Origin of the sequence: Roseibium album (assembly GCF_001404515.1) — a bacterium.
Taxonomy (GTDB): Bacteria; Pseudomonadota; Alphaproteobacteria; order Rhizobiales; family Stappiaceae; genus Roseibium; species Roseibium album.
Window position 1 is genome coordinate 220,139 of sequence record NZ_CXWE01000003.1, and the last position, 12,732, is coordinate 232,870.

Consider the following 12,732-nt stretch of genomic DNA (forward strand, 5'->3'; position numbering starts at 1 on the left):
CATGCCGGGTTCCATGTAACGGCCCGGCCGCGAAAACAAAAGGTGATATCATGGCACGCCGTTGCGAACTTTCCGGCAAAGATGTGATGACAGGCAACAACGTCTCTCACGCAAACAACAGGTCCCGCCGCAGGTTTCTGCCGAACCTGTGCAACGTCTCTTTGATGAGCGAATCCCTTGGCGAGAGCTTCAAGCTGCGTGTCAGCGCCCACGCCCTGCGCTCTGTTGAGCACCGTGGCGGTCTGGACGCATACCTTCTGAAGGCATCCGACGACCAGCTCTCCGGCGCTGCCCGCAAGATCAAGGTCAGCATCAAGCGCAAGCAGGCTGACGCCGCCGCTGCCTGATCCAACCCTTTGGGGCAATTGAAATGACGGATACCCGGAGCTTCTCTGCGGGCCATCACGCCATCGCGATTCTCGCGATGGCGCTTGTCGTTGCAGCCTCCAATTACCTGGTGCAGTTCCCTGTCGAGCATGTTGTCGGTGGTATTAACCTGGCCGATACGCTCACCTGGGGTGCGTTCACGTACCCCATCGCGTTTCTGGTCACGGATCTGACCAACCGACGTTTCGGCCCTGTCGCGGCCCGCAAGGTCGTTGTTTCCGGCTTCATCCTGGCAATTGTCGTTCCGATGATTTTCTGGGCTGTCGACGAGGCCTTCACCACCCCCCGCATCCTGATTGCTTCCGGCACCGCGTTTCTTGTCGCCCAGCTGCTTGATGTCACGATCTTCGACAAGCTGCGCCGCCTGACGTGGTGGAAGGCACCGATGGCGTCCTCGCTGATCGGCTCCGTCATCGACACGCTGCTGTTCTTCGGCATCGCCTTTTCCGCAAGCTTTGCTTTTGTCGACAGCCTGTTCGGCATGGAGGACGGCTCGCTGGCCTTCCCGGTCCCGTTCCTCGGCATTGGCGGGGAAACAGAGGTTCTCCTCTGGATGTCGCTCGCGGTCGGTGACCTGATGGTCAAGATCCTCGTGGCCCTCGCCTTGCTGGCCCCCTACAGGATCATCCTGAATATCTTCAGGCCTGTTCCGAATGGTACAGCGGCGTAGATGCTGAATTCAAAATGCGCTTCAAGCTGTTTTTTTATTTAAAATCAATTGATTGAGTCGCTATCTAGTTTCAAAAATGAATAGCTGTTTTATACTTTTTGCCACTCACGCTTCGAAATACGGCTGGTTTGCCAACCGGTGTCGGATCATTCCTCCAGCCTGAACCGCAGGAAAACCGTGCGCTGCAAGATCGACCGGTTATTGTCCGACAGAAGTGTCAGGATCGTCTCTCCTTTGGAATTCTGGTGAACGGCTAAGGCTTCCATATTGTCGATCTGGTACTTGAAATCCGCTTCCAGGATGACTTTGCCCTCAAGCACCGCACCGGGTTTGATCGCCGCCCCGTCAATGCGTCTCAGACGCAGTCCGATCAGGTCACGCAGATTGAATCTCCGCTCCATCAGGATGAGGCCACCGTCCGGCAGAAAGGCCGCGTCGGTCGCATCAAAACGGTTGCTCCGCTTGATGGAAAAACCTTCGACACCGTTCGGCCCGACGATATAGGCAGATAGGTCGTGGGCGTCGCTCTGGCTCGATTCCGCAATGGCAATCAGTTTGCCGGTCAACGCGCTGTCATCCGGTGCTGCGGTGAGCGATTCAAGGCCGGTATTGCGAGGCAGTGCGCGAATCTCGTCCGGCAGATTGACCTCGCCGATCATACGCTCCTTGCCAGTGATCAGCGGCCAGGGATAGTGGTAGATCGCATTCTTGGTTTCCGCAGAGACATAAAGACCCGATTCCGACAGTGTCAGCGCTTCCGTGTCATGACCCCATCTGGCCTGAAGCGTCTTGCCGTCGGTTCCCAGTAGAGGGGTGAAGCGGATTTCACTGATATCAACTGGTTTGCCATCCGTCGTTTGCTTGATCGCACCGCTGACCCAGTGGCCATTGTCCGTCACCGCAAGAAAGGCGTTGCCATCATCAAGGCTGAGAAGTCCGGAAAGGCCGCCGATTTTCCTGTCGGAGGCCAGAAGCTCCAGACCACCAAGAAATGTCAGCGCTCCGAATTTTGTGTCGTCATGACCTATGTGAAACGTCTCTATGATCTTCGTCCGCGCCTTGACAGACCGACCTTCACTCAAGATCTCCTGCGCCAGGGCGACAGGCGTGTCCGCAACCCACACAGCAACGAATGCAGTCAGCACCAGAGCAAAACAGGAACTGAAATTCGGCAACCGACGCGCCATGGTCTCTTCAGAACCTATCGTCGGCCACCGCGGCGCCTGCCGCGGTTCTGATGATCCTGCTGGACCTCGTCGTCGAACAGATCCGCAAGCTGATCTGTCATGGCACCGGCCAGTTCTTCCGCATCCACGATCGTCACGGCCCGACGGTAGTAGCGGGTGACATCATGCCCGATGCCGATCGCAATCAACTCGACAGGTGACCGGGTTTCGATTTCCTCGATAACGTAGCGCAGGTGGCGTTCCAGATAGTTGCCAGGATTGACCGACAGGGTCGTATCATCCACCGGCGCCCCGTCGGAAATCATCATCAGGATGCGGCGTTGTTCCTGACGGGCGAGCAGACGGTCATGCGCCCACAACAGCGCTTCACCGTCGATGTTTTCCTTCAAGAGGCCTTCACGCATCATGAGGCCGAGGTTACGCCGCGCCCGGCGCCATGGCGCGTCTGCAGACTTGTAAATGATATGCCGCAGATCGTTCAGCCGGCCAGGGGTCGGCGGTTTGCCCGCACCGATCCAGCTCTCGCGCGACTGACCGCCTTTCCATGCCTTTGTCGTAAAGCCCAGAATTTCCACCTTCACGCCGCAGCGCTCCAGCGTGCGCGCAAGGATATCAGCACATGTCGCTGCGACCGTGATCGGACGCCCGCGCATGGAGCCGGAATTGTCAAGCAGCAGGGTGACCACGGTATCTCGGAAGTTGGTATCGCGCTCCTGCTTGAAGGCAAGAGGTGACATCGGATCGGTGACTGCACGTGTCAGCCGTGCCGTATCGAGCAGTCCCTCTTCCAGGTCGAAATCCCATGCGCGGTTCTGCTGCGCCATCAGCTTGCGCTGCAGGCGGTTCGCAAGGCGGGCGACAGCGCCCTGGAGATGCGTGAGCTGCTTGTCGAGAAAACCGCGTAACCGGTCCAGTTCAGCCGTGTCACACAATTCTTCAGCAGTGACCGTTTCATCAAACTGATGTGTGAATACCCGGTAATCCGTTTCAGGACGATTGGAAAAGGGCGTGTCCTGCCTGTCGTTCTCACCCGGCTCTTCCGAATCCTCCGCCATGTCCTGTTCGGCGAAGTCTTCCATATCGATGTCAGCGGCTTCGGTTTCCCCCGCTTCCTGCTCCTCGCCGGAAAGCTCCATCTCCTGCGGGGCGGCTTCCTGTTCGCCGGTGTCGTTTTCGTCGTCGCCGGTTTCGGCTTCCTCGTTGTTGCCCTGGTCTTCGTTCTGATCAGGGTCGCTGTCCTGATCCTGATCGCCAAGTTCATCGCCCATATCAAGCGATTTGAGAACATCTCTGAGGCGCGAGGCGAACGAATTCTGATCTTCAACCTCGGTCCTCAGCAGATCCAGTTCCTCGCCAGCCTTCTCCTCGACCCAGCCGCGCCACATGTCGACCAGGTTCGCCGCACTCTCCGGTGGAGGTGCACCGGTCAGGCGTTCGCGAACGATCATGGAAAGGGCATCCTGAAGCGGGGCTTCCTCCCGGCTTGAAATGTCCGGAGCTCCCGACTTGCGGAACCTGTCGTCCAGCATGACGGCAAGGTTCTCGGCAACACCCTGCATCCGCCGCGCGCCGACCGCCTCGCAGCGCGCCTGCTCCACGGCTTCGAAAATGGCTCTGGCATCAGAACCCTGCGGCATGTTTTTCGAGTGCACTGCCTTGTCATGACAGGCCATGCGAAGAGCCATGGAATCCGATAGTCCCCGTGTAACGGCGACATCCCGCGCATTGAGCTTGCGAGAGGGCTCCGGCAGACGGGCGGTCTGACCGCTCAGTCCCGGGCGATCACCTGAGAACACCACCTCAAGTTCCGCATCTCCAGCAATCGCCCGCATTGTTCCGCTGACCGACTGCTTGAAAGGTTCGGTCGACGGCGCGGGCTTGTTGCCCGGAAGTGTATTGTGACCGGGGCGCGGTGCCATGGGTTTCTCAGCTCATCACGACATTGACAGAGGATTCCGGCAGATCTTCCCCGAAACAGCGCTGGTAGAATTCAGCGACAAGGGACTGTTCCATATCGTCGCACTTGTTGAGGAAGGTGAGGCGGAAGGCAAATCCGACATCACCGAAGATTTCGGCGTTTTCCGCCCAGGTGATGACCGTACGCGGGCTCATCACGGTCGACAGGTCGCCATTGACGAAAGCGTTGCGGGTCATATCGGCAAGGCGAACCATCTTCGAGATGGTGTTTCTTCCTTCGTCGGTCTGGAAGTGCTTTGCCTTGGACAAGACGATATCGACCTCGTTGTCGTGAGGCAGATAGTTGAGCGTGGTCACGATCGACCAGCGGTCCATCTGGGCCTGGTTGATCTGCTGCGTGCCGTGATAGAGGCCGGACGTATCGCCGAGGCCGACCGTATTCGCCGTCGAGAACAGGCGGAACGCACCGTGAGGCCGAATGACGCGGCTCTGGTCCAGCAATGTCAGGCGGCCCGAAGACTCCAGGATACGCTGGATCACGAACATAACGTCCGGCCGTCCGGCGTCATATTCATCGAACACAAGCGCGACATTGTGCTGGTACGCCCAGGGCAGGATACCATCCTTGAATTCGGTGACCTGCTGTCCGTCCTTGATGACGATGGCGTCCTTGCCGACAAGATCGATACGCGAGATGTGGCTGTCGAGGTTGACGCGGATACAGGGCCAGTTCAGGCGGGCGGCAACCTGCTCGATATGGGTCGATTTACCGGTGCCGTGATAACCGGTCACCATAACGCGCCGGTTATGCGCGAACCCCGCAAGGATCGCCAGCGTTGTTGCTCGGTCGAACAGATAATCCTCGTCGCGCTCCGGCACATGCTCGGACGGCGTGGAAAATGCCGGTACCTTGAGGCTGGACTTGAATCCGAAAACCTCTTCTACAGAAACTTCAGTGTCCGGCATGGCCATGGCCGCAGTCGTCGTCTCAGTCATCAGTCCTCCGCTGCCCCGGAATATTCGGGCAGGATCATTTGGGAAAAGCCGGCAGGACCCTGCAGGCTTAAAGGAAACCGGCTTTTTTCAGGACGTTGTAGGCCTGGATGATCTCCCGCAGTCGGTCTTCAGAAGATCGGTCACCGCCATTGGCGTCCGGATGGTTGAGTTTTACAAGCTCCTTATAGCGCGCTTTTATCTCGGCGCCACGGGCTGTGTTAGGCAGATTGAGCACATCCAGGGAACGTTTTTCAAGCGTTAGTAGTTTTCTTTGGCGCGGTCTGCGCACCTGTTCCGCGCGCTGCTGCGCATTATTGCGCATATTGGCGCGCGGGTCGTACCCGTCGGGGCCATCGGCGGCCTGCTTGTTGACGCCCATCTGCCAGGTAGGCCGGTGACCTGTCAGACTGTCCTTTTGATAGGACCGGACGTCATCGTCACCCATTCCCATGAAGTAGTTATAGGACTTGTTGTACTCGCGTACGTGGTCGACGCAGAAATTGAAATATTCCCCTTCCCGGTCGCGGCCCTTTGGCGCCCGGTGCATACCGGGACGCTTGCAGCCCGGATGCTCGCACACAGGATGCTTGTCCTGCGCCGCGCGCTCCTTGTCGGGCTTCACTCTAATACTGTCGAAGAGTTTTGATTCCAGTTTCATGCGGTCGAATATCGAGTTCTATCAGATCGCGGACAAGCCGCTGGGTGTTGCATTTCCCCGGTGTCCAAAGTTAATTTCCGGGTTCCGATTCATTCAGGTCTCAAACAGCCCGACACCATATCAGTCGCGACTGTGCCAGCAAAGACTTGACTTTGAAAACTCCGGTCACACGTTGAGGATCATGAGCACAAAAGACACGATTTCCGCCAAACTGACGGCAGAGTTTTCACCGGATTATCTGAATGTGATCGACGAGTCCGAAAACCACAGGGGGCACGGCGGTTGGCGCGAAGGCGGCGAGACACATTTCCGGGTCCAGATTTCCGCGAAAGCCTTTGAGGGCATGAACCGTGTTGCCCGTCACCGGGCCATCCATGAAATTCTGGCCGAGGAACTTGCCGACAGCGTCCACGCGCTGGCTCTGGAAATCCGGACACCGGATGAGCCGGATCCGCGCGCAGCGCGCGTGGCCGGACAGGGTTGATCATCGCTTCTAGGCAGGAACCCGCGACGATTCGCCGCTTGTAGCGACGCGCGGCTGACCGAGCGGCATGATGCGCAGACGCGTGATCCGGTTTTTTTCGCGCCGCAGCACGGTAAAGCGGAAGCCGTGGAACGTGAAGATCTGGCGCTCTTCCGGGATCATTCTGGCTTCGTGAATCACCAGTCCGGCGATTGTCGTTGCCTCGTCGTCCGGAAGGCTCCAGTCCGCGGCACGGTTGAGATCCCTGATCGGAACCGACCCGTCGACGATCACCGAGCCGTCTGCCTGCGGACGCAGACCCTCAAGCTCAAGGTCATGCTCGTCGGCAATCTCGCCGACGATTTCTTCCAGAATATCCTCAAGCGTGACCAGGCCCATCACTTCGCCATACTCGTCGACAACGAGCGAGAAATGCGACTTGTGCCGCAAAAACGCGTTCAGTTGATCCTGCAGGCTGGTCGTATCGGGAACGAACCAGGTGGGGGATGCAATGTCGAGTATGTTGATCTTTGCCGCATCCCCACCTGCTGCATGGAGAGCCCTAAGCAGATCTTTTGCGTGCAGAACCCCGACGAAGTTGTCACTTTCACCGCGCCAGAGCGGCAAGCGTGTATAGGGAGCCGCAAGCGCCGAGTTGACCAGTTTCGCGGCATCCTCGTCCGCATTCAAAGCCAGCATGTTGGTCCGGTGGACCATCACGTCGGAGACTTCCAGTTCGGCAAGATCCAGCAATCCGCCCAGACGGTCGCGTTCACCCTTTTCAAGCCCACCTTCGATATGCTGAAGATCAACCGCTCCGCGCAATTCATCGTGGGCGGACAATATGAATGCATCTGCGCCGATCTGAACACCGGCGAACCTCAGGATATGACGGACAATCCACTCCACGCCGACGACTACGGGGCCAAAGACGGCCACGACGATGCGCACGATGGGCGCTACCATCAGAGCGAAGCGTTCCGGATTGGAAATGGCCCAGGTCTTGGGCAGGACCTCGGCAAAAATCAGCACGAGTGCCGTCATGACAAGCGTTGCGATGGCGACCCCCGCCTCTCCGAAGAGCGACAGGAATACGGTAGTCGCCAGAGCTGAGGCGAGAATGTTGACGAGGTTGTTGCCTAGCAGAAGAGCGCCGATCAGCCGCTCACGGGAGGCGATCAGGCGGCTGGCCACGCGAGCGCGCCAGTCTCCGGTCTTCTCCAGCTGGTGCATACGGGCTCTGGACGCCGCGGTCAGCGCCGTTTCCGAGCCGGAAAAGAAACCTGACAGGAACAGGAGCACGAAGATGGCGGCGATCGCCAGCCAAAGAGCCGATTCCATCATGGTTCGAGTTTCTCCTTGAGGAATTCAGTTACGATAGCGGGGTCGACACCCTTTTCAACGAAGGCATGTCCGATCCCGCGCGTCAAAATAAAAGTCAGCGAACCCCGGCTGACTTTCTTGTCCTGGGCAATGATATCCATGAAGGTCTCGGCGCCAGGGAGCTGGCCCGGTATGTCTTGTAACCTGACAGGAAGTCCCACAGCGGTGAGATGCCTGTGTACCCGCATTACGGTGTCTTCACCGATCAGGCCGAGCCGCGCCGAGAACTCGTGAGCGAGCATTGTGCCGATGGATACGCCTTCACCATGTACAAGGCGCTCGGTTTCATAGGAAACCGCCGACTCAAGCGCATGACCGAAAGTGTGTCCGAGATTGAGAAGAGCACGCTGGCCTGCTTCAAGTTCATCGGCGGCAACAATGTCCGCTTTCGCCTGGCAGGATCGTGCAACGGCTTCATCTCTTTCCGGACCACCTGCAAAGATGGCTTTCCAGTTGACCTCCAGCCAATCGAAAAAATCCGCGTCGCCCAACAATCCGTATTTGGCAACCTCGGCGTAACCGGACCGGAAATCTCGTATTGGAAGCGTGTCGAGCACTGCTGTATCTGCCAGCACGAGAACCGGTTGATAGAAGGCGCCGATCAGGTTCTTGCCGTGCCGCGAGTTGATACCGGTCTTGCCGCCCACCGAGCTGTCCACCTGCGCCAGCAATGTGGTCGGCACCTGAACGAAAGCCATTCCACGACGGGTTGCGGACGCCACGAACCCCGCCAGGTCGCCGACGACGCCACCACCCAGCGCGACAATTGCATCGCCGCGTTCGAGGCGGGTGGCCAGGACGTCATCGCACAGCCGTTCGAACTCGCGAAAGCACTTGGTGGATTCGCCAGCAGGAACCGTCAGCACGGTGTGCACGATGCCTGCTGCGTCCAGACTGGTTGAAAAGGCGTCCAGATGCAGCCCGGCGACGGTTTTGTCGGCAATCACGCAAAGACGTGCCCCCGGCAGAACAGACACTATTTCGGCACCTGCTGTCTCAATCAGTCCCCGGCCGATCTTGATGTCATAACTGCGCGTATCAAGGTCAACGCGCACTGTATTTCTGTCTGATGTGGCCGGTGCCGCGATCGTGTCTGCCATGTGGTCGAAAGTCCAGGTGTCGGGTATGAAATCAGGTATGAGGCGTCGATGAGGTCAATGTGTCCTCACGTTGAAGTAGATAAGCAGCCATGGCGACAATGATCTGATCCACGACCGCATCGTGGGGAACATCCTTGGATGTTACCGTCAGCGCTGCTGTTGCATAAACCGGCTCCCGCTCGTCGAGCAACTGACGCATCGTTCCTTCCGGATCCGCATTTTGGAGCAAAGGCCGGGTTGCACGCCGCCTGACCCGCGCCATGACTGTATCAAAGTCCACTTTAAGCCAGACCGACAAACCGTGTTCCGAAATCTCGGTTCGGGTCGTTTCGCTCATGAATGCGCCGCCACCCGTCGCAAGAACCTGAGGCCCTTCTCCGAGAAGCCTGGCGATAACCCGCTCTTCACCGCTGCGGAAATATGGCTCGCCATGTGCCGCAAAAATTTCGGAAACCGTCATGTTGGCTGCGCGTTCTATCTCGGAGTCAGCATCGATAAACTCAAGGCCGAGTCGCTGCGCAAGCCGCTTGCCGACTGTTGATTTTCCGCATCCCATGATGCCGACGAGCACGATCGACCGGGAACCGAGCGCTGCGACGAGCCGGTCGGGATCTACCGATTTTGCATTCAGTCCTGCGGTATGCACGTTCAAGTCCCGTGTCTTGTCGTTTTCAGTCATGGCTGCGTTGTAACATATTCGCTAAAAAAGACACGTCGTGGAACATCGTCAGCGAAATTCTTTGCGAGCCTTGCGCTTGCCGCTGCGTTTTTGAAACAATCCGGTATTCGATTCGCCCGGGAGATCACATTTGCCGACCCTGACCCGCCTGTTGCTTGTGCTGATTCTGCTTGGCGCGCTTGGCTATGGCGCAATCTATGCCTTGGCAAATTTCGTCGATCCGCGTGAGCGGGAAATCACCGTCAGAGTAAAAAAGGACGGATTCGGACGCTAGGTCTCACACCCGCAAATGAAGTTGTAAGCGCCGGATACAAGGAACTTCCGCCAGACGAAGCACGAAGTGTGCCTGCCCTGGTAAAAGCGGACTGATCCGGCAGATCCAGGCGGTTCTGGCCGTGCCTTGCGATGGTGTGAATTTGCCGGACAAAGGGGCTGCAAGCGCTTGAAAACCGGACAGTTTCCTGCAAGCTTACACTTCCGGCAGTGTCAGGAATGGTGAGAACCGGTATTCCGTCGGTGGTCGGACCCAACCAAGAACTTAGCCATTTTATGTTTGGGCGTCCAAATTGAAAATGGCCGTTCTTGCGGACAAAAAATACCTCCACCGTTTCAGTCTCATTTGCGAAGGCGTGACCTAGGATCTGAACAAATGGCAACCGGCTTCGACCTGGAGAACTTTCTGGAAATGCTCGCCGCCGAAAGGGGGGCGGCAGACAATACGCTCGACGGTTACCGGCGGGACCTTGAGGACTTTTCCGGCTTTCTCGGCGGAAAAAAGATCGCAGACGCCCAAAGCAGCGATGTTTCCGCCTATCTGAGTGATCTGACCAGGCGAGGCTTTGCAGAAACCTCCCAGGCCAGACGCTTGTCGGCCCTGAAGCAGTTCTTCAAGTTTCTCTATTCCGAAGGCATTCGCCAGGACGACCCGACGCGCACATTGTCTGCTCCCAAAAAGCGCGGCAGTTTGCCGAAGGTCATGTCGATGGACGAAGTCGACAGGTTGATCGAGTGCGCGAGAGTGGAGACGGAAACTCCTCAGCGCAGCGCAGCGGCACGACTTCGGGCCCAGCGGATGTATACGTTGATCGAGGTGCTCTATGCGACAGGACTGCGCGTATCGGAACTGGTAGCACTTCCCGTCAGGGCCGCCTTGCGCGACACGCGACTGATCGAAATCAAGGGCAAGGGTGGCAAGGAACGCCTCGTGCCTTTGTCGCATGCAGCACAGGCCGCCATGAAAGACTATGTCGGTCTTCGTTCAGCCGAAGGTGCCTTTGAGAAAAGCCCCTGGTTGTTTCCCTCGCACGGAAACAGTGGTCACTTGACCAGACAGCATTTCGCCCGTGAACTGAAGGATCTCGCAACCAAGGCCGGGCTGGATGCCACCAAGGTATCGCCGCACGTGCTTCGACACGCCTTCGCATCTCATCTTCTTCAAAATGGGGCTGATCTGCGTGTTGTTCAGCAACTGCTGGGCCACGCGGACATCTCCACGACACAGATCTACACGCATGTTCTGGACGAGCGCCTCCGCGAACTGGTTGAAAGCGCGCATCCGCTGGCGCAGCGCGAATAAGACGCCCTATTGCACTGCAGCAATCCCGGTCTTAAAGTCCGTGCCTAAAAAAATAGCATCGGATCTGGAATATGCTGCAGCCTGCCGGCGATTATGACACGCTGAAAACCCGCTTCCAGTGGTCGCTGCCTGATACATACAATGTGGCGGGTGTGGTCAGCGATGCGTGGGCTGCAAGCGATCCTCAGCGGCTTGCAATCCGGCATATCCATACAAACGGAACCGCCGAAGATTGGACACATCAGGCGCTGAACCGGGTCGCCAATCGGCTTGCAAACGCGTTCAGGTCTCTCGGAATTCGCCCTGGTGACCGCGTTGCACTGCTTTTGCCGCAATGCCCGCCGACTGCTATTGCGCATTTGGCTGCCTATAAACTCGGTGCAATCGCGGTGCCTCTCTCGGCCCTCTTCGGGCAGGATGCACTGCGGTACAGATTATCCGATTCCGGCGCCAGGGTCCTTTTCACCGATGCCGCGGGTTTGGAAAAGCTCGACGAAATACGCGACGACCTGCCCGATCTGGAATTTGTTGTGTCGGTGGATGAAGCCGGTTCGAAAGATCTGTCGTTCAACGCTCTTGCCGAGAGGGCAAGTGATCGATTTGAAACACTTGCAACGACCCCGGATGACCCCGCCCTGATGATTTATACGTCCGGCACGACCGGCCAGCCCAAAGGCGTGCTGCACGGGCACCGGGTGCTGATTGGCCATATGCCGGGCATTGAACTTTCCCAGAATTTTCTGGGCAGATCCGGTGATCTCCTCTGGACTCCTGCCGACTGGGCCTGGGCGGGCGGTCTGTTGAACGCGCTGTTTCCGGCGTTGAAACTGGGCGTTCCGGTGGTCTCTTTTGCGTCGCGGAAATTCGACCCGGAGTTTGCATTTCACTTGCTGGAAAGCCAGGGGATAAGGAACGCGTTCATACCGCCGACAGCCCTTAAAATGCTCCGTGCCGTTGATAATCCGGCGAAACGATTCACGTTGAACTGGCGCAGCGTCGGGTCGGCCGGCGAGTCCCTCGGCAGGGAAACCTACGATTGGTTCGCGGAAGAATTCGGCTTCCATGTCAACGAGTTCTACGGACAGACAGAATGTAACGCCGTCCTGGGATCCGCAGCATCACTTGGTGTTACCAGAGCCGGCGCGATCGGAAAGGCAACGCCTGGACATGACGTCGCGATCATCGATGACGGTGGGAACGTGCTGCCGGCGGAAGCATTGGGCCAGATTGCCATACGAAGACCAGACCCGGTCATGTTTCTGGAATACTGGAACAAGCCGGAGGCGACGCAGGAAAAGTTCATCGGAGACTGGATGATCACCGGCGACCAGGGCCTGATGGATGAGGATGGCTATGTACATTTTGTCGGCCGTGACGATGACATCATAACGTCTGCAAGTTACCGGATTGGTCCTGGCGAAATAGAAGACTGCCTGATCAAGCATCCGGCTGTCGCACTGGCCGCCGTCGTCGGCAAACCCGATCCGCTGCGCACCGAGATCGTCAAGGCCTACGTTGTCCTGCGGCCTGACAATGCCGAGAGCGTTGGGCTTGAGGACAATATCAGGGGCTTTGTCCGTGACCGCTTGTCAGCACATGAATATCCCCGTGAAATTGAATTTGTCGAAGACCTTCCCATGACCACCACTGGTAAGGTGATCCGCAGAAAACTGCGCGAACTGGCACGCTCCGAAACAGTCTGACCGGATTTTTACA

Annotated in this window: 13 protein-coding genes; 6 read left to right on the forward strand and 7 right to left on the reverse strand. The window is 57.7% G+C overall.

Going from position 1 to position 12,732, the window contains the following annotated elements; all coding sequences use genetic code 11:
* The first annotated feature begins 50 nt into the window (after positions 1 to 50).
* The gene (gene rpmB / locus LA5095_RS10465) at positions 51 to 347 is read left to right on the forward strand and encodes a 50S ribosomal protein L28 (protein WP_029062583.1); all 297 of its coding nucleotides are present in this window, start codon (positions 51 to 53) and stop codon (positions 345 to 347) included.
* 23 nt (positions 348 to 370) lie between these two features.
* Positions 371 to 1,057: a queuosine precursor transporter gene (locus tag LA5095_RS10470; RefSeq protein ID WP_055114696.1), complete on the forward strand. Its 687-nt coding sequence runs from the start codon at positions 371 to 373 to the stop codon at positions 1,055 to 1,057.
* 146 nt (positions 1,058 to 1,203) lie between these two features.
* Here LA5095_RS10470 and LA5095_RS10475 read toward each other — a convergent pair whose 3' ends face one another.
* The 4 genes from LA5095_RS10475 to LA5095_RS10490 all read right to left on the reverse strand — a co-directional run bounded on the left by LA5095_RS10475 (position 1,204) and on the right by LA5095_RS10490 (position 5,815).
* The gene (locus LA5095_RS10475; RefSeq protein WP_055114698.1) at positions 1,204 to 2,244 is read right to left on the reverse strand and encodes an esterase-like activity of phytase family protein; all 1,041 of its coding nucleotides are present in this window, start codon (positions 2,242 to 2,244) and stop codon (positions 1,204 to 1,206) included.
* A gap of 14 nt (positions 2,245 to 2,258) precedes the next feature.
* Positions 2,259 to 4,163, reverse strand: coding sequence for a cobaltochelatase subunit CobT (cobT, locus tag LA5095_RS10480; protein WP_055114700.1), 1,905 nt, complete (start codon positions 4,161 to 4,163; stop codon positions 2,259 to 2,261).
* Between the two features lie 7 nt (positions 4,164 to 4,170).
* Positions 4,171 to 5,157, reverse strand: a complete 987-nt coding sequence (cobS, locus tag LA5095_RS10485) for a cobaltochelatase subunit CobS (protein WP_029062587.1) — start codon at positions 5,155 to 5,157, stop codon at positions 4,171 to 4,173.
* Between the two features lie 67 nt (positions 5,158 to 5,224).
* Positions 5,225 to 5,815, reverse strand: a complete 591-nt coding sequence (locus LA5095_RS10490; RefSeq protein WP_055114702.1) for a DnaJ domain-containing protein — start codon at positions 5,813 to 5,815, stop codon at positions 5,225 to 5,227.
* 181 nt (positions 5,816 to 5,996) lie between these two features.
* Here LA5095_RS10490 and LA5095_RS10495 point away from each other — a divergent pair, with 181 nt between their 5' ends.
* Positions 5,997 to 6,299: a BolA family protein gene (locus LA5095_RS10495; RefSeq protein WP_055115567.1), complete on the forward strand. Its 303-nt coding sequence runs from the start codon at positions 5,997 to 5,999 to the stop codon at positions 6,297 to 6,299.
* 9 nt (positions 6,300 to 6,308) lie between these two features.
* On the opposite strand, the gene LA5095_RS10500 is transcribed toward LA5095_RS10495, so the two are convergent.
* Genes LA5095_RS10500 through LA5095_RS10510 form a run of 3 tightly spaced genes read right to left on the reverse strand, consistent with a single transcriptional unit; the run spans position 6,309 to position 9,440 of the window.
* Positions 6,309 to 7,622, reverse strand: coding sequence for an HlyC/CorC family transporter (locus LA5095_RS10500; protein ID WP_055114704.1), 1,314 nt, complete (start codon positions 7,620 to 7,622; stop codon positions 6,309 to 6,311).
* Positions 7,619 to 8,761: a 3-dehydroquinate synthase gene (gene aroB, locus LA5095_RS10505; RefSeq protein ID WP_055114705.1), complete on the reverse strand. Its 1,143-nt coding sequence runs from the start codon at positions 8,759 to 8,761 to the stop codon at positions 7,619 to 7,621. The genes LA5095_RS10500 and aroB overlap by 4 nt, the downstream gene beginning before the upstream one ends.
* 31 nt (positions 8,762 to 8,792) lie before the next feature.
* Positions 8,793 to 9,440, reverse strand: a complete 648-nt coding sequence (locus LA5095_RS10510) for a shikimate kinase (protein ID WP_055114707.1) — start codon at positions 9,438 to 9,440, stop codon at positions 8,793 to 8,795.
* 130 nt (positions 9,441 to 9,570) lie between these two features.
* Here LA5095_RS10510 and LA5095_RS32910 point away from each other — a divergent pair, with 130 nt between their 5' ends.
* The 3 genes from LA5095_RS32910 to LA5095_RS10520 all read left to right on the forward strand — a co-directional run bounded on the left by LA5095_RS32910 (position 9,571) and on the right by LA5095_RS10520 (position 12,719).
* Positions 9,571 to 9,714: a hypothetical protein gene (locus LA5095_RS32910; protein WP_172670721.1), complete on the forward strand. Its 144-nt coding sequence runs from the start codon at positions 9,571 to 9,573 to the stop codon at positions 9,712 to 9,714.
* A 375-nt stretch (positions 9,715 to 10,089) separates the two neighbouring features.
* Complete coding sequence (gene xerD / locus LA5095_RS10515) at positions 10,090 to 11,016, forward strand: site-specific tyrosine recombinase XerD (protein ID WP_055114709.1); 927 nt, start codon at positions 10,090 to 10,092, stop codon at positions 11,014 to 11,016.
* 71 nt (positions 11,017 to 11,087) lie between these two features.
* The gene (locus LA5095_RS10520) at positions 11,088 to 12,719 is read left to right on the forward strand and encodes an AMP-binding protein (RefSeq protein ID WP_055114711.1); all 1,632 of its coding nucleotides are present in this window, start codon (positions 11,088 to 11,090) and stop codon (positions 12,717 to 12,719) included.
* The last annotated feature ends 13 nt before the right edge of the window (positions 12,720 to 12,732 follow it).

Excerpts from the sequence above, each read along its gene's own strand:
- LA5095_RS10520 (WP_055114711.1), top strand. The coding sequence starts at position 11,088 with ATGCTGCAGCCTGCCGGCGATTATGACACGCTGAAAACCCGCTTCCAG.
- LA5095_RS10495 (WP_055115567.1), top strand. The coding sequence starts at position 5,997 with ATGAGCACAAAAGACACGATTTCCGCCAAACTGACGGCAGAGTTTTCA.
- LA5095_RS10510 (WP_055114707.1), bottom strand. The coding sequence starts at position 9,440 with ATGACTGAAAACGACAAGACACGGGACTTGAACGTGCATACCGCAGGA.
- aroB (WP_055114705.1), bottom strand. The coding sequence starts at position 8,761 with ATGGCAGACACGATCGCGGCACCGGCCACATCAGACAGAAATACAGTG.
- LA5095_RS10500 (WP_055114704.1), bottom strand. The coding sequence starts at position 7,622 with ATGATGGAATCGGCTCTTTGGCTGGCGATCGCCGCCATCTTCGTGCTC.
- LA5095_RS10470 (WP_055114696.1), top strand. The coding sequence starts at position 371 with ATGACGGATACCCGGAGCTTCTCTGCGGGCCATCACGCCATCGCGATT.
- cobS (WP_029062587.1), bottom strand. The coding sequence starts at position 5,157 with ATGACTGAGACGACGACTGCGGCCATGGCCATGCCGGACACTGAAGTT.
- cobT (WP_055114700.1), bottom strand. The coding sequence starts at position 4,163 with ATGGCACCGCGCCCCGGTCACAATACACTTCCGGGCAACAAGCCCGCG.
- LA5095_RS10475 (WP_055114698.1), bottom strand. The coding sequence starts at position 2,244 with ATGGCGCGTCGGTTGCCGAATTTCAGTTCCTGTTTTGCTCTGGTGCTG.
- xerD (WP_055114709.1), top strand. The coding sequence starts at position 10,090 with ATGGCAACCGGCTTCGACCTGGAGAACTTTCTGGAAATGCTCGCCGCC.
- rpmB (WP_029062583.1), top strand. The coding sequence starts at position 51 with ATGGCACGCCGTTGCGAACTTTCCGGCAAAGATGTGATGACAGGCAAC.
- LA5095_RS10490 (WP_055114702.1), bottom strand. The coding sequence starts at position 5,815 with ATGAAACTGGAATCAAAACTCTTCGACAGTATTAGAGTGAAGCCCGAC.